Raw genomic sequence first — 17,659 nt, forward strand, 5'->3', positions numbered from 1 at the left:
TCGCGGCGCGGGCGCCCCGCCTGACGTCCCCACGCCATGACCTATCGCGGACGCTTCGCACCCTCGCCGACCGGCCCGCTGCATTTCGGCTCGCTGGTGAGCGCGCTCGCGAGCTGGCTCGACGCGCGCGCGCAGCGCGGCGCGTGGCTGGTGCGTGTCGAAGATATCGACGGACCGCGCACGGTGCCCGGGGCCGCCGAGGACATCCTCGCGACCCTCGAACGCTTCGGCATGCGCGCCGACGAAACGCCGGTCTGGCAAAGCCAGCGTATCGCGCGCTATCAGCAGGCGCTTGAGCGGTTGAAATCGACCGGTCTCGTCTATCCGTGCGGCTGCACGCGCAAGGAAATCGCCGATTCGCTATTGCACGCGCACGCGCGCAACACCACGCTCGCCTACCCCGGCACCTGCCGCACCGGTCTGCACGGCAAGCCGGCGCGCGCGTGGCGCCTGCGCGTGCCCGACCGCGACTCGGCCGTGATCACGTTCGACGACCGCTGGCAGGGTCCGCAGACGCAAAACCTCGCGACTGAGGTCGGCGATTTCGTGCTGCGCCGCGCGGACGATCAATGGGCGTATCAGCTGGCGGTGGTGGTGGACGATGCGGACGCGGGCATCACGCACATCGTGCGCGGCGCGGATCTGATGGATTCGACGGCGCGGCAGATTTATCTGCAGCGTTGTCTGGGCGTGGCGACGCCCGAATATCTGCATGTGCCGGTCGTCACGAACGAGCACGGCGAGAAGCTGAGCAAACAGAACGGCGCGACCGCGCTCGATAGCGACAAGCCGCTCGAAGCATTAGGCGCGGCGGCACGGCATCTGGGACTGGAGCTGGGAAGCGAGCCGCGTGCGACGCTGGAGCAGTTCTACAGCGCCGCGACCGCGGCCTGGGCAAAACGGATGAACATTAGCGCATCGAGATGATGCTTATGCGTGGAGCCTGCTGCGTTCTCCGAAACATCAAAACGCGCGGCCCCACCGATTTTGCGCTCGGGGCGTTGCACCCCGAGCTCTGAATCCGACAGCCCGCCTTACGACGACGAGGGCGTCTTCCTCGGCATTCCGAAGCCACCGAGCAACGCGGCCAGTTGCCGCTTCGGCGCTGCCTTTTGCGGCGCGGCCGTCTCCTCGACCTTGTGCGCCGATGCCGGCGACGGCTCGTACGGCTTCAGGAAGAAATCGTCGATCGGTTGCGCGCGATGATGATGCGGACGGTCATACGAACCCGACGCCCCGCCCGTGCGGCGGCGGCTGCGCTCGTCGCGCGATTCGCTGCGCTCGCGGCGCAGCGAACGATCATCGTGATGATGGCGCACCGGCGCCTCGACGGTCAGGCGCTGCAGGTCGAGCGGGCGCTTGATCAGCTTCTCGATGTCGGCCAGTTGCTTGCGCTCGTTCGGGCTGCACAGCGACAGCGCGTCGCCCGATGCGCCCGCGCGGCCCGTCCGGCCGATCCGGTGCACGTAGTCTTCGGCGTTGAACGGCAGGTCGAAGTTGATCACCGCCGGCAGTTCGGCGATGTCGAGACCGCGCGCGGCGACATCGGTCGCGACCAGCGCCTCGACTTCGCCGCGCTTGAATGCGTCGAGCGCCTGCATGCGCTCGCTTTGCGAGCGGTCGCCGTGAATCGCCGTCGCGACCACTCCATCCCGTTCGAGGCTGCGCGCTAGCCGGCTCGCGCCGATCTTGCTGTTGCAGAACACGATCACCTGCTTCAGGCCGCGCTCGCGGATCAGTTGCACGACCGCGCCGGTCTTGTCGCCCTCGGCGACTTCGTAGACGATCTGCGTGACATTGGTCGCGGTCGAGTTGCTGCGCGCGACTTCGATGGTCTGCGGGTTGCGCAGATAGGTTGCGGCGAGCTTCTTGATTTCGCCCGAGAACGTCGCGGAGAAGAGCAGCGTCTGGCGCTCTTTCGGCAGCAGGTTCAGGATGCGCTGCAGGTCGGGCAGGAAGCCCATGTCGAGCATGCGGTCGGCTTCGTCGAGCACGAGCATCTGCACCTGGCCCAGATTCGCGGTTTTCTGTTGCACGTGATCGAGCAGACGGCCCGGCGTCGCGATCAGGATTTCGACGCCGCGGCGCAGCTGCTCCGACTGCGGATTCATATCGACGCCGCCGAACACGACCGCGCTACGCAGTGCCGTGTGCTTCGCATAGGCCTGCACGTTCGCGGCCACCTGGTCGGCGAGTTCGCGGGTCGGCGTGAGGATCAGCGCACGCACCGGATGGCGTGCCGGCGACGCGCTCGTATTGGCTTGCGGCAGCAGACGCTGGATGATCGGCAGCGAGAAGCTCGCGGTCTTGCCGGTGCCGGTCTGCGCGGCGCCCATCACGTCACGACCCGCCAGCACGACCGGGATCGCCTTCGCCTGGATCGGCGTTGGCGACGTGTAGCCCGATTCCTTGATGGCCTTCAGGATGTCGGGCGCGAGGCCGAATTGATCAAAAGTCTCGGTGCTGGGCGTGACGGCTGTGTCGGACATGGTGGCTTTCGCTAAAAAGGCGCGTGGCGCGGATGCGCGCGGCAGCGGTCGGAGCCGCGGAGGGCATCAGGATGAAGGCGGAGCCACGTCGTTCCGCGCGAGACCCGTCTGAGTTCGGTCAATGCGGCCGGCTCCGGTTGGCGGAAACACCCGCCGAAAGCCCAGTATTGTAGCACTTCAGCAAAAACGCTCGCGAAGGCCGGCCGGCCGCTCGCGGCCGTTGCTCCGGTCGCAGCGTAGTGCGCACAGACGACAGTGGCATGACAGCCGCGCGCCTGGGCGGGCGGCGCGCGGCGTTCGTCAGCCGCCCCCCCCCCCGCCCTGCCCGCGTCAGATCGACCGCTCACCACGTCTCGCGCATCACCATCAGCCGCAGCTCGGTCATATCCTCGATCGCGTAGCGCACGCCTTCGCGCCCAAGACCCGAATCCTTGACGCCGCCATACGGCATGTTGTCGACGCGAAACGACGGCACGTCGTTGATCACGACCCCGCCCACTTCGAGCGCATCCCAGGCGCGATGCGCATGCGCGAGCGAATCGGTGAACACGCCGGCCTGCAGGCCGAAGTCGCTATCGTTCACCTGCGCGAGCGCCGCTTCGAAATCGTTGAAGCGCTCGAGGATAGCGACCGGCCCGAACGCCTCCTTGCGATACAGATCGGTGTCGCGCTTCACGCCTTCGAGCAGCGTCGCTTCAAACATCGCGCCGTCGACCTTGCCGCCCGCGATGATCTGCGCGCCCGCCTGCACCGCCCCCTCCATCCAGCCGGCGAGCCGCTTCGCCTCCGATTCGGAGATCATCGGGCCGACGAAGGTCTTCTCGTTCTTCGGATCGCCCATCACCAGCGACTTCGTCTTCGCGATCAGCTTCTCGCGCAGCGCGTCGTAGACGCTCGCATGCGCGAGAATGCGCTGCACGCCGATGCAGCTCTGCCCCGACTGATAGAACGCGCCGAACGCGAGCCGCTCGACCACGTAGTCGAGCTTGCCGCCCTGATCGCCGTCGACGATCGCCGCCGCGTTGCCGCCCAGCTCCAGAATCACCTTCTTCTTGCCGGCTTTGCGCTTCAGCTCCCAGCCGACCGCCGGCGACCCGGTGAACGACAGCAGCTTGAAGCGCTCGTCGGTCGTAAACAGGTCGGCGCCGTCGCGGTGCGCGGGCAAAATCGAAAAGGCACCCTTCGGCAGATCGGTTTCCGCGAGAATTTCGCCCATGATCAGCGCGCCGACCGGCGTGCGGCTCGCCGGCTTCAGCACGAATGGCACGCCCGCCGCGATCGCCGGCGCGACCTTATGCGCAGTCAGGTTCAACGGAAAATTGAACGGCGAGATGAACGAGCACGGCCCGATCGGCACGCGCTTCACGTACGCGTGGTAACCGTTCGCGCGCGGCGAAATCTGCAGATTGATGATCTCGCCGTCGATGCGCACGCTCTCCTCGGCGGCGACCTTGAACGTATCGATCAGGCGCGTGACTTCGCCCTTCGAATCGTTGATCGGTTTGCCTGCCTCGATGCACAGCGCGAGCGCCAGTTCGTCGTAGCGCTCCCGAAAGCGCTTCACGCAGTGTTCGAGCACTGCCTGGCGCTTGAACGGCGGGTACGTGCGCATTGCGGGCATCGCATCGACCGCGAGGCCGATCGCCTTGTCGATCGCGGCCGCGTCGGCCATCGCGACGCGGGTGGCGACTTCGCCGCTGAATTTGTCGGTGACTTCGAGGTCGGTGTTCGCGGCCACCGGCTCATTCGCGAGGTAGTACGGATAGGTCTTTTGCAACATGTCGCGTTCTCCTTGAATCGAATCAAAGCGTCGATGCACAGAGACTCAAAGCCGCGCGGACAGCCGCTTGATCTCGCGATTGAGCACGCGCTCGTTGTCCGAATAGTCGATCGGCACGTCGATCACGTGCACGCCGGGCGTCACGAAGCACTCGCGCAACAGCGGCGCGAACTGTTCGGCGGCCTCGACCCGATGCCCCTGAGCACCATAGCTCTGCGCGTAGGCGACGAAATCCGGGTTCGCAAGCGTCATGCCGTAGTCCGGGAAGTTCATGTTCTCCTGCTTCCAGCGGATCATGCCGAACGCGTCGTCGCGCAGGATCAGGATCACCAGGTCGAGCTTCATGCGTACCGCCGTTTCGAGCTCCTGCGAGTTCATCATGAAGCCGCCGTCGCCGCACACGGCGATCACCTTGCGCTCCGGATGTACGATCTTGCTCGCGATCGCCGACGGCAGGCCCGCGCCCATCGACGCCAGCGCGTTGTCGAGCAGCAGCGAATTCGGTTCGTGCGCGCGGTAGTAGCGCGCGAACCAGATCTTGTACATACCGTTATCCAGACACACGATGCCGTCGACCGGCGTGGTCTCGTACACGTCGTTGACGATCCGCACCGGGTACATCGGGAAGCGGTCGTCGTGCTGGCCCTTCACCAGATGCGCTTCGAAGTGCTCTTTGATCTCCTTGAAGCGCGTGAAGTCCCAATGTTCCTGACGCGTCTTCAGGCTCTCCTTGAGCTGCCACACCGCATTCGCGATATCGCCGACCACTTCGATCTGCGGGAAATACACCGGATCGACTTCGGCGCCGAGGAAGTTCACGTGGATCACGGTTTTCTCGCCCGCCTCGCCGCTGCGCATGAAAAACGGCGGCTTTTCGATCACGTCGTGACCGACGTTGATGATGCAATCCGCGTGCTCGATCGCGCGATGCACGAAGTCACCGTCGGAGAGCGTCGCGTTGCCGAGCCACATCGGATGCGATTCGTCGATCACACCCTTGCCCATCTGCGTCGTGAAAAACGGAATGCCGATCTGGTCGACGAACTCGCGCAGCATCTTCGTCGTGGTCTTACGGTTGCCGCCCGCGCCGATCATCAGGAGCGGATGTTTCGCGGCGGTGATCGCCTCGACCGCGCGCGCGACCGCCTTCTCCTCGGCGACCGGACGGCGGCTGTAGCTCTTCGGAATCGGCTTGCCGTCGCCCTCCTCGTGCGCGACGTCCTCGGGCAATTCGAGGTGCGCGGCGCCCGGACGCTCCTCCTCGGCGCGGCGCACCGCCTCGCGCACCGCCGCCGGAATATTGCCGATCGACACGATCTGCCGCGTGTACTTGGTGAGCGGCTCCATCATCCGCACCACGTCGACGATCTGGAAGTGCCCCTGCTTGCTCGACTTGATCGGCTTCTGGCCGGTGACCATCAGCATCGGCATGCCGCCCAGTTGCGCGTACGCGGCCGCGGTCACGAAGTTGGTCGCGCCGGGGCCGAGCGTCGCCAGACAAACTCCGGTGCGGCCGGTGAGCCGCCCGTAGGTGGCGGCCATGAAGCCGGCCGCCTGCTCGTGGCGCGTGAGGATCAGACGGATTTTCGAGCGGCGCAGCGACTCGAGCAGATCGAGATTTTCTTCACCGGGGATGCCGAACACATACTCGACACCTTCGGCTTCCAGCGATTTGACGAACAGGTCCGATGCTTTCATTGAGGGTCTCGCTTGATGACTCGTGGGACGGACAATCGAAGACGACGACGGCTGCGCGCGAAACACCGCATCGCGCGCGCGGCATGGCAAACGGCATGGCGAACGCCATGCTGGACAGCTTACTACTCGAACGGAAACGATGCGCGCGACGGACAGGAGGCCGGACGCGGGAAGAAGCAGGCGGAGGCAGAGATCGAAGCCGCCACACGACGTGCAGGTATGCGCCGATCAATGAATCAGCGAATCACCGTGACGCAGTCGGAGAGAATCGGCGGCGCGTTCTCGCCGCTCGTCAGGTCGTATAGATTGGCGCGCGGACCCTTGGTCCACCACGTATAGCTGCCGGCCTGATACTTCACGCCGGACGCCGAGACCGTGCTGACGAACAGCATCGAGGTGCCTTTCACCGGCAGCACGGCGAAGCTCTGGCCGTTCTGCGCGTTCCAGTAGGTGACCTGCAGGATCTTGCCGGTCGCGCACGTGTATTTGCGCGTCTGGTGGTTCTTGCCTTCGATATGCTTGAACTGCAACGGCGCGGCCGAGGCGCCGCCGGAAGATGCCGCCAGCCAGGCCACCATCGATGCTGCCGCCGTGAGGAATGCAACACGCCATGTCTTCATCGAACACCTCGATTGTTGCGGGGGATCAGGCAAGGAAGGCATACCGGCCGCCACGCCGGTCACAGACGGGTTACTGGCGGGTTACAGGGCAGCTCAACGACGTTTCAAGGATCGATTACGTTGGCACACGCATCGGTCGGCGCGGCGGCGACGTGCCCGACTACCGGCACGATCTTCAGTCCCGCCGAAGCGACCCGGCACGGCGCCGCCGCGAGCCCGCAGCCGCTGATACCGGCACACAGCGCGAACGCCACGCCGAGTGCGCCGACCCGGCGAAGCGCGCCACGCCACGGATTGCTGCGCGATTCAAGCGCCATACGATCCTCTGCTCCGATCTCTTTGCTGCGCTAAGCCAGAAACGAATGCGGCCCACGCCGCGCGTCACCGCCTGCCGGTTACTTCGCCGATACCGGCCGAACCGCCGCCGCGGCCTGCTTCGCACGCGAGCGCGCTTCGTCGATATTCTCGCCGGTCGCGAGCGCGACACCCATGCGGCGTTTGACGAAGCTCTCCGGTTTGCCGAACAGGCGCAGGTCCGAGTTGGGTACCGCGAGTGCCGCCGCGACGCCTTCGAACGCGATGCCGGCTTCGTCACGTCCACCGTAGATCACCGCCGACGCACCCGGCGCACGCAACGACGTATCGACCGGCAAGCCGAGAATCGCGCGCGCATGCAGTTCGAACTCCGAGAAGCGCTGCGAGCACAGCGTGACGAGCCCCGTGTCGTGCGGACGCGGGCTGACTTCCGAAAACCATACGTCGTCGCCGCGCACGAAAAGTTCCACGCCAAAGAGGCCGCGGCCGCCGAGCGCCGCCGTCACCTTGTGCGCGATCTCGCGCGAACGCTCGAGCGCGAGCGGGCTCATCGGCTGCGGCTGCCACGATTCGACATAGTCGCCCGCGACCTGCACGTGGCCGATCGGGTCGCAGAAATACGTGCTGACCGCGCCGCTCGCCGGGTCGATCGCGCGCACGGTGAGCTGCGTGATTTCATATTCGAAGTCGATGAAACCCTCGACGATCACGCGCCCGAAATTCACGCGGCCGCCCGCCATCGCGTACTGCCACGCAGGTTCGACGTCGGCGTCGCTGCGCAATACCGACTGCCCCTTGCCCGACGACGACATCACCGGCTTCACGACGCACGGATAGCCGACCTTCGCGATGCCCGCGCGCAGCTCGTCGAGCGAATCGGCGAATGCGTACGGCGAGGTCGCGAGGCCGAGCTCCTCGGCGGCGAGGCGGCGGATGCCTTCGCGGTTCATCGTCAGCTGGGTGGCGCGGGCGGTCGGGATCACCTCGGCGAGCGCCTCGGTTTCGATCGCGGCGAGCTCGTCGGTGGCGATCGCCTCGATTTCAGGGACGATCAGATGCGGGCGCTCCTGCTCGACCAGTGCGCGCAGCGCGGCGCGGTCGGTCATGTCGATCACGTGCGCGCGATGCGCGACCTGATGGCCCGGCGCGTTCGGGTAACGGTCGACGGCGATCACTTCGACGCCCAGCCGTTGCAGCGCGATGATCACTTCCTTGCCGAGCTCGCCGGCGCCGAGCAGCATCACGCGCGTCGCGGATTCAGAAAGGGGGGTGCCGATCCGTTGGCCGATCTGCATGGGAACTCCAGATAAAAGTCGGGATGAGGGTGGGATTGGATAGACCGCGATGTTAACATGCGGCCCCCTTGCCGCGCGGCGCTCAGGGTGCGTTCAGGGTGCGCTCGGGGGCGCCGTTCGCGAGGCCGTGGCGGTCGGGCGCAAGCGTGCCGCCGCGTCGACGCTCTCAGCCGCGGTCGCGTCACCGCGCGCATCGCTCGCGCTCGACAAGCTTAGTACGTTACCCTTACGCCTTCGCCAGTTTGAACAGGAACGACGCCATGCTCATTTGCTCCCGCCCGCGACGTCTTGCGCGCATCACTCCGTGCCTGCGCACGGCCGTCGCCGCGTTGAGCATCGCCGCGCTGCTCGGTGCCTGCGCGATCCCGAAGCATCCGGATTCGTCGGCGCCGCCGCCCGATCCGTTCAACCCCGCCGCCGTGCAACTGCTCGACGACAGCAGCTGGGTGCTGAGCTCGTGGAAGAACGCCGACGGCACGGTGCGCGCGGTGCCGTCGAAGGATCAGGAGCCGCTCACGCTCACGTTGTCGACCGAAGGCGGCCGACGCCATGCGAGCGGCTTTTCGGGCTGCAACCGTTTCATGGGTTCGTACATGCTGAAGGACGGCAAGCTGAGCTTCGGCACCCTCGCCGGCACGCGCAAGGCCTGCGTGTCGCCGGGCGGCGACATCGAAAAGCCGTTCCTCGAAGCGCTCGAGCGCATCGCGCGCACCGGCGTGCAGATGCGCGCGCCACAGCAGATGCAGCTGATCCTCGACAACGGCGACACGCTGATGTTCGATCGCAGCGACAAATGATGCGAGTTTGCGCCGCGTTCGAGACTCGCGCCGGCCTTCGAAGCCGCGCGCTGCGCCGTTTAAACTCGACGGGTTGCGCTTCTCGCGCGCTCCGTCATTCGTAGATGTCTGGTATGCACACGGTAGTTTTCGGCTGGTTCGGCGGGTCGGCCGTCTGGTTCATTCCTCTTTTGTGGCGCCTCGTGAAGTCGATGCTGCCGGGCGGCGCGGGTCTGCGCGGCCGCGGCACGATCCGGCTTTGGCTCGGCTTCGTCTGCGTGCTGATCGCGAGTTGCACGCTCGAGGGCTCGCTGATCGGCATCGCCGGCGTCAACGGTTTCGGTCATGCGCTGGCCGCGGGGCTTGGGCATCTGGTCGGCCATATCGCTACGCCGCTCGCCGCGCTCGCGCTGCTTCTGATCAGCCTGCCATGGCTCATCGACTTCCACTGGAGCGACGTCGCCGCGTGGGCCGACGGCGCGTTCGGCCTTGGTCTGTCGCGCGGACTCGCGAAACGCGACGAGGATGCGCGCCGCCACCGCACCGTCGAAGACAGCGCGTCGTCGCATGTTTCGCCCGCAACCAACACGATGGCGCCGCGCAACAGCAAGGGTCGCTACGCGCGGCCGACGGTGTGGCGTCCGCCCGCGAGCGGGCGCGGCGCGGGCGCCGCCGCTGCGGGCGGTGCCGCGGCTGGCATCGCGGGTAGCAAGGAGGCTGCCGCCCGTGGCGCCGGCGCAAGCTGGCGCGCCGATGCGTCCGCTGGCTCGGCGCGTGGGCCGGCCAGGCAGATTGAGCCGGCGTTGCGCACCGGGTCGAGCGCGCCGCCGCGTCCGGCCGCGTCGATCGCAACGCAGGCGGCGCCGGTGGACAAAGCTCCGGACCGGTCCGCGGCACCATTCGTGCCGACCGAGCCGGTCGCGCCGGCCGGCTGGCTGCGCACGACAGAGCCGCGCGCGGCGACGGCGGCGGCGGGATCGCTGGGTGCATCCACCGCAGCGGGCATGTCGGTTCGTGACGGCGCTGCGCAGGCCGGCCGGCGCTCGGTCGGCGAACAGCGCGTGGCCGCGCCGTTCGGCTCCAGCGCCGCGCTGGCGGCGACGGCCGCCAATGCGTCCGGCGTGTCGGCGCGAGCGGCACAGGCGATGGCGGGCCGGTCCGCCGCATCGGGCGCTGGGATCGGCATGACGGCGGGATCCATGAATGCTTCGGGCCGCGGCAGCCGTCCGTCGTCGCTGCCACGGCCGGCAGACGGTAGCGCGCCGCTCAATCGCGGCGCGACTCCGCGTCAGCCGTTCCCGGCGGCTCAGCGCGCCAACGGCGTCACATTGCCATCGACCGTGCGCCGCCCTACACCGAACTTCACGCGAACGATGGCGAACGCGTCGACAGTCGCGCCGCCGGCGAGCGTCGAGGAGACGCTGCGCAGCATCGCGGAAAACACCGCGCGCTGGACCGACATGGCCGGCGTGAGCCTCGCGCGCAGCCGTGGCGCCGATGGCGCAAAGGTTGGCGATGTGGAGCGGGTGTCGACGACGTTCGATGTGCCGCCGGCGCCACATGACGTGCTGCCCGTCGAAAACAGCGAGACGGTCTCGCCGGCGCAGTCGCAGCAACAAGCGGCACCTGCGGAGTTGCCGGCTGAACAAGAGGTGGTCGAGTCGGATACGTCGGTCGAGAGCGCCAACGAAGCGGTTGCGCAATGGCCGACCGAACCACCGGTCATTCATCCGCCGCTTACGGCTGCGGCTGTCGAATCCACGATTGCAGAGCCCGTGTCTGTCGCAGAGACGCCGGCCGATCCCGTGTCCGCGGACACTGTTACCGGCATGCCCGCGGTTGTCGAGCCGTCGGCATCCGCTTCGGCTGAGCCTGCCGCCGCGGAACCTGCTGCTAGCGCGCCGCAACATGAGCCGGCGACGGCGACGCCGTTCCAGCGCTTTGCAGCCAGCTTGCAGGACGACGCTACGCACGAAGACGTACCGGCGATCGAAGACGATCCGACACAGACGGCGACAGACAACAGGGTCCCGTCATCGCAGGGTGAAGAATCCGAGCGAACAGTCGAACCTGCGGCCGCCGACTCCGCGACACCGCAGCAAGCCCTGGCGCCTGTCGCCGAAATCGTCATCGACAAAACGCTCGTACCGTGGGAGAGCAAGCTCGGCCCCACCGCGGCTCAACGCGCGGCCGCGCCAGCGGAATCACCGCGGGCCAAGACCGCCGCACCGTCGAGCGCAAGCGTGCCGCCGTGGTCCAGTGCGCCGTCACCGGAGATCGCGAGCGAAGGCGCGCAGCCCGATGAGCCCGCAACGCCGCCGACGCACCCGACGTCGCACGCCCCTGCCCTGCCCGCTGCGACCGAGCCCGCGAACGAGCCGACGAACGACTCGCCGTCGTCGACCTCGACGAGTGCGCCGAACCTCGCAACGCCGGCAATCGCACCAGCCGTCGTCTCGAACGTCGTCCGTTTCCCGGGCTTTGCGGCGCCGGCGACCAGCATCGAGCCTTCGATCGGCGCAAACGCAACGCCTGCCACGAACACACCGGCAGCCGAACCGTCGCCCGCTCCCGCGCCCGCACCGCAACCGCAGGCCCAACCCGCCAGCGAGCCCGCCGCCCGCGCGCCGCTGCGCGGCCATATGCCGGTCAACGGCTTCGAGTTCCATGCGCCGGCCGCCTCGATGGTCGAACTGCCGACGCTCGATCTGCTCGCCCCCGCCGACGCCGACGTCGAACCGATCTCGGACGAAAAGCTCCGCGAAACCGGCCAGCTAATCGAGCAGCGTCTGCAGGAATTCAAGGTGCCGGTGACGGTGGTCGGCGCATCGGCCGGTCCGGTCATCACGCGCTTCGAAGTCGAACCGGCGCTCGGCGTGCGCGGCAGCCAGATCGTCGGTCTGATGAAGGACCTGTCGCGCGGTCTCGGCCTCACGTCGATCCGCGTGGTCGAAACGATTCCCGGCAAGACCTGCATGGGCCTCGAACTGCCGAACGCGAAGCGGCAGACGATCCGGCTCTCCGAGATCCTCGAAGCGAGCGTCTACCAGAACTCGCACTCGCAACTGACGCTCGCGATGGGCAAGGACATCACCGGCCATCCGGTCGTCGCCGATCTCGCGAAGGCGCCGCACATGCTGGTGGCCGGCACGACCGGTTCGGGCAAGTCGGTCGCGATCAACGCGATGATCTGCTCGCTGCTGTTCAAGGCGACGCCCGAGGAAGTGCGCCTGATCATGATCGACCCGAAGATGCTCGAGCTTTCGGTCTACGAAGGGATTCCGCATCTGCTCGCGCCGGTCGTCACCGACATGAAGCTCGCTGCCAATGCGCTGAACTGGTGCGTCGGCGAAATGGAGAAGCGCTACCGGCTGATGTCGGCGGTCGGCGTGCGCAATCTCGCCGGCTTCAACCAGAAGATCCGCGACACCGAGGCGAAGGGCAAGAAGCTCGGCAACCCGTTCTCGCTGACGCCCGATGCACCCGAGCCGCTCGCGCCGCTGCCGCTGATCGTCGTCGTCATCGACGAGCTCGCCGACCTGATGATGGTCGCCGGCAAGAAGATCGAGGAACTGATCGCGCGGCTCGCGCAGAAGGCGCGCGCGGCCGGCATCCACCTGATTCTCGCGACGCAGCGGCCGTCTGTCGACGTGATCACCGGTCTGATCAAGGCGAACATTCCGACGCGCGTCGCGTTCCAGGTGTCGTCGAAGATCGACTCGCGCACGATTCTCGATCAGATGGGCGCCGAGTCGCTGCTCGGCCAGGGCGACATGCTGTTCCTGCCGCCGGGCACGGGCTACCCGCAGCGCGTGCACGGCGCGTTCGTCGCCGACGAGGAGGTGCATGCGATCGTCGAGTATCTGAAGCAGTTCGGCGAGCCGCAATACGAGGAAGGCATTCTCGACGGCCCGGCCACCGATGGCGGCGCGGCCCAGGACCTGTTCGGCGAAGCGCCGGATGCGGAAGCCGATCCGCTGTACGACGAAGCGGTCGCGTTCGTCGTGCGCACGCGGCGCGCGTCGATCTCATCGGTGCAGCGGCAATTGCGCATCGGCTATAACCGCGCGGCGCGGCTCGTCGAGCAGATGGAGACGGCCGGGCTCGTGTCGGCGATGAGCATCAACGGCAGCCGCGAGGTGCTGGCGCCGGGGCCGGCGGAATGAACGCGCGCTGAACCGCAATGAAAAACGGACAGCCTCACGACGTGAGCTGTCCGTTTTTTTCTTTACCCGCGCGTGCCGTGCGTTACGACGGCGACACCAGTTTGAAATCCACCGGCGCGCCGAGCTCGAAATGCTGCTTCGGATTTGGATCGAGCAGCCCCGTCTGCTGATCGCGCTTGAACACGTAGACCGTGTCGCTCAACTGATTGCCGACGATCAGCCAGTTGCCGGTCGGATCGATGGTGAACTCGCGCGGCGATTTGCCGAGGCTCGACTGCCGCCCGATCTGCTTCAGACGCCCATTGGCGGGATCGACCGAGAAGATCACGATCTCGTTCGCGTCGCCGCGATTGGACGCATACACGAAGCGTCCGTCCGGCGACATGTGGATCGCCGCCGCGGCCACCTGCCCCTTGAAGCCGGGCTCGCTCAATGGCAACGTCTGCACGAGCTTCAGTCTGCCGTCGTCGTAGTCGAACGTGCTGACGGTCGCCGCGAGTTCGCTCGTCAGATATGCGTGCCTGCCGTTCGCGCTGAAGATCAGATGGCGTGGACCCGTGCCGGCTTTCTGCTGCGCATAGCCCCAGTCCGTCACGACGAACGGGCCCGCGCCGGCGCTGCTCTGCGGCGCGTAACGGTACGAGTACAGCTTGTCGGCGCCGAGATCCTGCGCGAACAGATAGTGGCCGTCAGGCGAGAACACAGTCGAATGCACGTGCGAGTTGTCCTGCCGCCCTTTCACCGGCCCGCCACCCTCGCGATGCACGGTCTGCACCGAGGTGCCCACCTGGCCGTTCGCCTGCAGCGGAAACACCGCGAAGCTGCCGCCCGGGTCGGGCGCGACGGAATAGTTCGCGGTCAGCAGATATTTGCCGTCCGGCGAGATGCTCAGATAGCACGGGTCATTGCCATCGGACGACACCTTGTTCAGAAACGTCAGCTGGCCGCGCGCGGCATCGAAGCCGAACGCGCTGATGTTGCCGCGCTGCGTGGCCGGGCCATTGTCGCCGGGCAGTTCGTTGACCGAATAGACGAAGCGGCGGTCGCGGCTCACGACCAGGAACGACGGATTGACCGTCTGCGCGACCGACACCTGGGTCGCCGCGCCGGTCTTCGTGTCGAAGCGAAAGACGTAGATGCCCTCGCTCCTGCCGCTGGTGTAAGTGCCGACCAGCATCGTATAGACGCCGTCCGCGGGGACCGGGCCAGAATCTTGCGCATACGCGTGCGAAGCAAGCATCGAAACCATGAGCAGGAAACCTTTTATCATCGAACGGGCGACGCGGTCCGCGCCACGCGGACCCGAACCGCGTACGGCAACACTGGCAAGAACAGAAGTAAAAGCGGAAGTCGGAACTGGGCGCGCGGCAACACACCCGGCGGCACGGCGACGGTGAAGCATGAGACCTCCTCGACATCGGTTGTCTGTACGGGCTCGCGTACGAGCCGGGGTACGAGCGGTTATAACGGTGTCTGGTCTGCCGCGCCGCCAATCGAGCGTCGTTCCGCGTTTTATTGTCGAAGTCAGTATAAGAGCGTTGGGTCGGATCATGCAGTGAATCCACCGCTGACGTGCGGGCTGCGCCAGCGGCTTTGGTCCCGCAAGCCGGGGCGTTTTTCAAGCGTTTTCTCAATCGCGCATCACGCGTGTCAACTACGGAGTCTCCATGAACGTCACTCTCAGCCTGGGCCCGCTCGTTTCGCTGATCGCCGGCATTCTGATTCTGATCATGCCGCGCCTGTTGAACTACATCGTCGCGCTTTACCTGATCATCATCGGCGTCATCGGGATCTTCGGCGTGGGCTCGTCGCATCTGTAAGCGACAGGCGACGCGATACCGGGCGCGGTATTTGCGCCCGGTGTCGGGATCAATTTGCGAAAAAAGAGGGTTCGCGCGGTGCCAGCGGCACTCGCACGCATGAAAGCGCGGCCTACGTCATGCGGTTGACACAGGCGGAAAGCGGGCATCGCGCCACGCGAACAATCGACGTGACGTGGCGCGAAGGTGCGGATACGCGAACAACCCGCGCTACGAACGCCCGGCGCCGCGGCTCAACCGTTCGCCAGCTGTTCGAGGCGCAAGCGCCCCTGCAACGACAGCGCGCCGACCGCATAATGATCGGCATTCTGCTGATAGCGCCGGAAGCAGGCCCGTTCGACCAGGAAGGACGCGGCAGCCAGCATGCCATTGCGGCTCAGGCCGAGCCGCCCATGATCGAGTGGCAGCATGGAGTCGCCGGCAAGCTGGCTGGCGGCCGAGAGAATCGTGATGCAATCGGATTTCGAAGGGTTCAGCATGGCTTTCGTCCTCGGAAACGGCGTCTGCATGCGCCATGAGCAAGGCCGATTCGCAGTCCGGCAGGTCACCGGACATCGGCATGAATTCTGATTTTATGCATGGATTTGACAATTTTCCAACCCGCGTTTTGCCGCACTATGCGGTGAACCAAACACTGCCGATCGTGGTCCGGTAATTAACTCCCACTCGAAGCGCGGCTGCCGTCGCCGTCCGTAATAACGACTCGTTTTTCGACACGCTTTCCATGCCTGCACACCTCGAAGACTACGCACTCATCGGTGACGGCCATACCGCCGCGCTCATCTCCCGCGACGGTTCCGTCGACTGGCTCTGCTGGCCGCGCTTCGACTCGGGCGCCTGCTTCGCCGCGCTGCTCGGCACGCCCGACAACGGCCGCTGGCAGATCGCCCCCGCCACCCAGGGCGAGCACGGCGCGCCGACCATCACGCGGCGCTATCGCGGTGAAACGCTGATCCTCGAAACCGACTTCGAAACACCCGACGGCGCGGTCACGCTGATCGATTTCATGCCGCCCGGCAACGGCTGGTCGGAGCTGATCCGCATCGTCGTCGGCAAGCGCGGCACCGTGCGCATGAAGATGGAACTCGTGCTGCGCTTCGACTACGGCTTCTCGATTCCGTGGGTCGACAAGCTCAAGCACGACAGCGGCATCAAGGCGATCGTCGGCCCCGACAACGCGGTGCTGCGCACGCCGGTCGAACTGCACGGCGAAGATATGAAGACCGTCGCGGAATTCACGGTGACCGAGGGCGAGCGCGTGCCGTTCTCGCTCGCGTATGCGGCGTCGCATCTGCGCATTCCTCCCGCGCGCGACCCGCACACGTCGCTCGCGCGCACCGAGAACCACTGGCTCGAATGGGCGGCGCGCGGCACCGTCGAAGGACGCTGGGCCGAGCCGATCCGCCGTTCGCTGATCACACTGCGCGCGCTCGCCTACGAGCCGACCGGCGGCATCGTCGCGGCGCCTACCACGTCGCTGCCGGAGAAGCTCGGCGGCACGCGCAACTGGGACTATCGATACTGCTGGCTGCGCGACGCGACCATCACGCTGCTCGCGATGATGCGCGGCGGCTACTACGACGAAGCGCGCGCCTGGCGCAGCTGGCTCGGCCGCGTGATGGCGGGCGCGCCGGACCAGTTGCAGATCATGTACGGCATCGCCGGCGAGCGACGCCTGCCCGAATCCGAAATCGACTGGCTGCCCGGCTACGAGGGCGCGAAACCGGTGCGCATCGGCAACAACGCGGTCGGGCAGCGTCAGCTCGACGTTTACGGCGAAGTGATGAACGCGCTGCATCTCGCGCGCGTGGGCGGCCTGCAGGCGGACGTCACCGCGTGGAGCGTGCAGCGCGCGATGCTCGAGCATCTGACCACGATCTGGCGCGAACCCGACGAAGGCATCTGGGAGACTCGCGGCGGCCGCGAGCATTTCACCTTTTCGAAGGTGATGGCGTGGGTCGCGTTCGACCGCGCGATCCGCTCGGCCGAAATGTTCAAGCTCGACGGCCCGCTCGACGAATGGCGCGCGACGCGCGACACGATCCACGCCGAGGTCTGCGAGAAGGCGTGGAATCCGAAGCTGAACGCGTTCTCGCAGTACTACGGCAGCGACCAGCTCGACGCGAGCGTGCTGCTGATGCCGCTGGTCGCCTTCCTGCCGCCGCAGGACCCGCGCATCAAGGGCACCGTCGAGGCAATCGAGCGGGACCTGATGCATGGCGGCTTCGTGATGCGCTACCGCACCAACGAATACGATGACGGCCTGCCGCCCGGAGAAGGCACCTTTCTTGCGTGTTCGTTCTGGATGGTGGATAACCTCGCGCTGCAGGGGCGCGTGCAGGAAGCGATCGAGATGTACGAGCGGCTGCTCGCGCTGTGCAACGACGTCGGCCTGCTGTCCGAGGAGTACGATCCGGCCGAAAAACGTCTGGTCGGCAATTTTCCGCAGGCGTTCTCGCACGTGGCGCTCGTGCACACCGGCCTGAACCTGATGAAGCACGAGCAGGAGATGGCGCAGGCGACCGGCCATCCGGCACATAACGGCATGCGCTCGATGGAGCTTGAGGCTCAGGCAAGCCCTGATAGCGGCGGAGCAGCATCGCCACTAGCATGACGCCGTGACAGCTTGCGTACACTGAATGCGAGAATTGTTGCATTGCACAAGATTGCTTTGTTCGATATTATCGATCCGACTGTCGG

14 protein-coding genes are annotated in these 17,659 nt (G+C 66.4%); 6 read left to right on the forward strand and 8 right to left on the reverse strand.

Annotated features, from left to right (window positions below):
* Positions 1-36 precede the first annotated feature (36 nt).
* Positions 37-927 carry a tRNA glutamyl-Q(34) synthetase GluQRS gene (gluQRS, locus tag QFZ94_RS25830; protein WP_429460463.1) on the forward strand — a complete coding sequence of 297 codons (891 nt, stop codon included), beginning with the start codon at positions 37-39 and terminating at the stop codon, positions 925-927.
* Positions 928-1,034: 107 nt separating this feature from the next.
* Here gluQRS and QFZ94_RS25835 read toward each other — a convergent pair whose 3' ends face one another.
* The 6 genes from QFZ94_RS25835 to purT form a co-directional block, all read right to left on the reverse strand.
* Positions 1,035-2,489, reverse strand: a complete 1,455-nt coding sequence (locus QFZ94_RS25835; RefSeq protein WP_410850562.1) for a DEAD/DEAH box helicase — start codon at positions 2,487-2,489, stop codon at positions 1,035-1,037.
* A 343-nt stretch (positions 2,490-2,832) separates the two neighbouring features.
* Entirely contained in the window at positions 2,833-4,269 is a 1,437-nt protein-coding gene (locus tag QFZ94_RS25840; protein WP_429460465.1) for an aldehyde dehydrogenase family protein, read from the reverse strand.
* A 45-nt stretch (positions 4,270-4,314) separates the two neighbouring features.
* The gene (locus QFZ94_RS25845; RefSeq protein WP_368586229.1) at positions 4,315-5,967 is read right to left on the reverse strand and encodes an acetolactate synthase large subunit; all 1,653 of its coding nucleotides are present in this window, start codon (positions 5,965-5,967) and stop codon (positions 4,315-4,317) included.
* A 236-nt stretch (positions 5,968-6,203) separates the two neighbouring features.
* Complete coding sequence (locus QFZ94_RS25850) at positions 6,204-6,587, reverse strand: MliC family protein (protein WP_410850564.1); 384 nt, start codon at positions 6,585-6,587, stop codon at positions 6,204-6,206.
* A 104-nt stretch (positions 6,588-6,691) separates the two neighbouring features.
* Positions 6,692-6,904, reverse strand: a complete 213-nt coding sequence (locus tag QFZ94_RS25855; protein WP_410850565.1) for a DUF6726 family protein — start codon at positions 6,902-6,904, stop codon at positions 6,692-6,694.
* Between the two features lie 78 nt (positions 6,905-6,982).
* Positions 6,983-8,197, reverse strand: coding sequence for a formate-dependent phosphoribosylglycinamide formyltransferase (gene purT, locus QFZ94_RS25860; RefSeq protein WP_410850566.1), 1,215 nt, complete (start codon positions 8,195-8,197; stop codon positions 6,983-6,985).
* 260 nt (positions 8,198-8,457) lie between these two features.
* On the opposite strand from purT, the gene QFZ94_RS25865 reads away from it, so the two are divergent.
* Both QFZ94_RS25865 and QFZ94_RS25870 read left to right on the forward strand, forming a co-directional pair.
* Complete coding sequence (locus QFZ94_RS25865) at positions 8,458-8,994, forward strand: META domain-containing protein (protein WP_429460468.1); 537 nt, start codon at positions 8,458-8,460, stop codon at positions 8,992-8,994.
* Positions 8,995-9,107: 113 nt separating this feature from the next.
* Positions 9,108-13,139, forward strand: coding sequence for a DNA translocase FtsK (locus tag QFZ94_RS25870; protein WP_429460470.1), 4,032 nt, complete (start codon positions 9,108-9,110; stop codon positions 13,137-13,139).
* A gap of 82 nt (positions 13,140-13,221) precedes the next feature.
* Here QFZ94_RS25870 and QFZ94_RS25875 read toward each other — a convergent pair whose 3' ends face one another.
* A complete protein-coding gene (locus tag QFZ94_RS25875) occupies positions 13,222-14,541 on the reverse strand; it encodes a lactonase family protein (RefSeq protein ID WP_429460472.1) in 1,320 nt (439 codons plus the stop codon).
* A gap of 265 nt (positions 14,542-14,806) precedes the next feature.
* Between QFZ94_RS25875 and QFZ94_RS25880 the strand changes: the two genes are divergently transcribed.
* Positions 14,807-14,959 (forward strand): DUF3096 domain-containing protein, encoded by a 153-nt coding sequence (locus QFZ94_RS25880; protein WP_075296265.1) that lies wholly within the window; start codon positions 14,807-14,809, stop codon positions 14,957-14,959.
* Between the two features lie 233 nt (positions 14,960-15,192).
* Here QFZ94_RS25880 and QFZ94_RS25885 read toward each other — a convergent pair whose 3' ends face one another.
* A complete protein-coding gene (locus tag QFZ94_RS25885) occupies positions 15,193-15,438 on the reverse strand; it encodes a hypothetical protein (RefSeq protein ID WP_013088852.1) in 246 nt (81 codons plus the stop codon).
* 35 nt (positions 15,439-15,473) lie between these two features.
* Here QFZ94_RS25885 and QFZ94_RS25890 point away from each other — a divergent pair, with 35 nt between their 5' ends.
* On the forward strand, positions 15,474-15,614 hold the full coding sequence (locus QFZ94_RS25890) for a hypothetical protein (RefSeq protein ID WP_429460475.1): 141 nt from the start codon (positions 15,474-15,476) through the stop codon (positions 15,612-15,614).
* 69 nt (positions 15,615-15,683) lie between these two features.
* Positions 15,684-17,573, forward strand: coding sequence for a glycoside hydrolase family 15 protein (locus tag QFZ94_RS25895; protein ID WP_429460477.1), 1,890 nt, complete (start codon positions 15,684-15,686; stop codon positions 17,571-17,573).
* Positions 17,574-17,659 lie beyond the last annotated feature (86 nt).

This window comes from Paraburkholderia sp. JPY465 (assembly GCF_050436725.1).
Classification (GTDB): Bacteria; Pseudomonadota; Gammaproteobacteria; order Burkholderiales; family Burkholderiaceae; genus Paraburkholderia; species Paraburkholderia youngii.

Excerpts from the sequence above, each read along its gene's own strand:
- purT (WP_410850566.1), bottom strand. The coding sequence starts at position 8,197 with ATGCAGATCGGCCAACGGATCGGCACCCCCCTTTCTGAATCCGCGACG.
- QFZ94_RS25890 (WP_429460475.1), top strand. The coding sequence starts at position 15,474 with ATGAGCAAGGCCGATTCGCAGTCCGGCAGGTCACCGGACATCGGCATG.
- QFZ94_RS25855 (WP_410850565.1), bottom strand. The coding sequence starts at position 6,904 with ATGGCGCTTGAATCGCGCAGCAATCCGTGGCGTGGCGCGCTTCGCCGG.
- QFZ94_RS25840 (WP_429460465.1), bottom strand. The coding sequence starts at position 4,269 with ATGTTGCAAAAGACCTATCCGTACTACCTCGCGAATGAGCCGGTGGCC.
- QFZ94_RS25875 (WP_429460472.1), bottom strand. The coding sequence starts at position 14,541 with ATGCTTCACCGTCGCCGTGCCGCCGGGTGTGTTGCCGCGCGCCCAGTT.
- QFZ94_RS25885 (WP_013088852.1), bottom strand. The coding sequence starts at position 15,438 with ATGCTGAACCCTTCGAAATCCGATTGCATCACGATTCTCTCGGCCGCC.
- QFZ94_RS25845 (WP_368586229.1), bottom strand. The coding sequence starts at position 5,967 with ATGAAAGCATCGGACCTGTTCGTCAAATCGCTGGAAGCCGAAGGTGTC.
- gluQRS (WP_429460463.1), top strand. The coding sequence starts at position 37 with ATGACCTATCGCGGACGCTTCGCACCCTCGCCGACCGGCCCGCTGCAT.
- QFZ94_RS25850 (WP_410850564.1), bottom strand. The coding sequence starts at position 6,587 with ATGAAGACATGGCGTGTTGCATTCCTCACGGCGGCAGCATCGATGGTG.
- QFZ94_RS25870 (WP_429460470.1), top strand. The coding sequence starts at position 9,108 with ATGCACACGGTAGTTTTCGGCTGGTTCGGCGGGTCGGCCGTCTGGTTC.
- QFZ94_RS25895 (WP_429460477.1), top strand. The coding sequence starts at position 15,684 with ATGCCTGCACACCTCGAAGACTACGCACTCATCGGTGACGGCCATACC.
- QFZ94_RS25835 (WP_410850562.1), bottom strand. The coding sequence starts at position 2,489 with ATGTCCGACACAGCCGTCACGCCCAGCACCGAGACTTTTGATCAATTC.
- QFZ94_RS25880 (WP_075296265.1), top strand. The coding sequence starts at position 14,807 with ATGAACGTCACTCTCAGCCTGGGCCCGCTCGTTTCGCTGATCGCCGGC.
- QFZ94_RS25865 (WP_429460468.1), top strand. The coding sequence starts at position 8,458 with ATGCTCATTTGCTCCCGCCCGCGACGTCTTGCGCGCATCACTCCGTGC.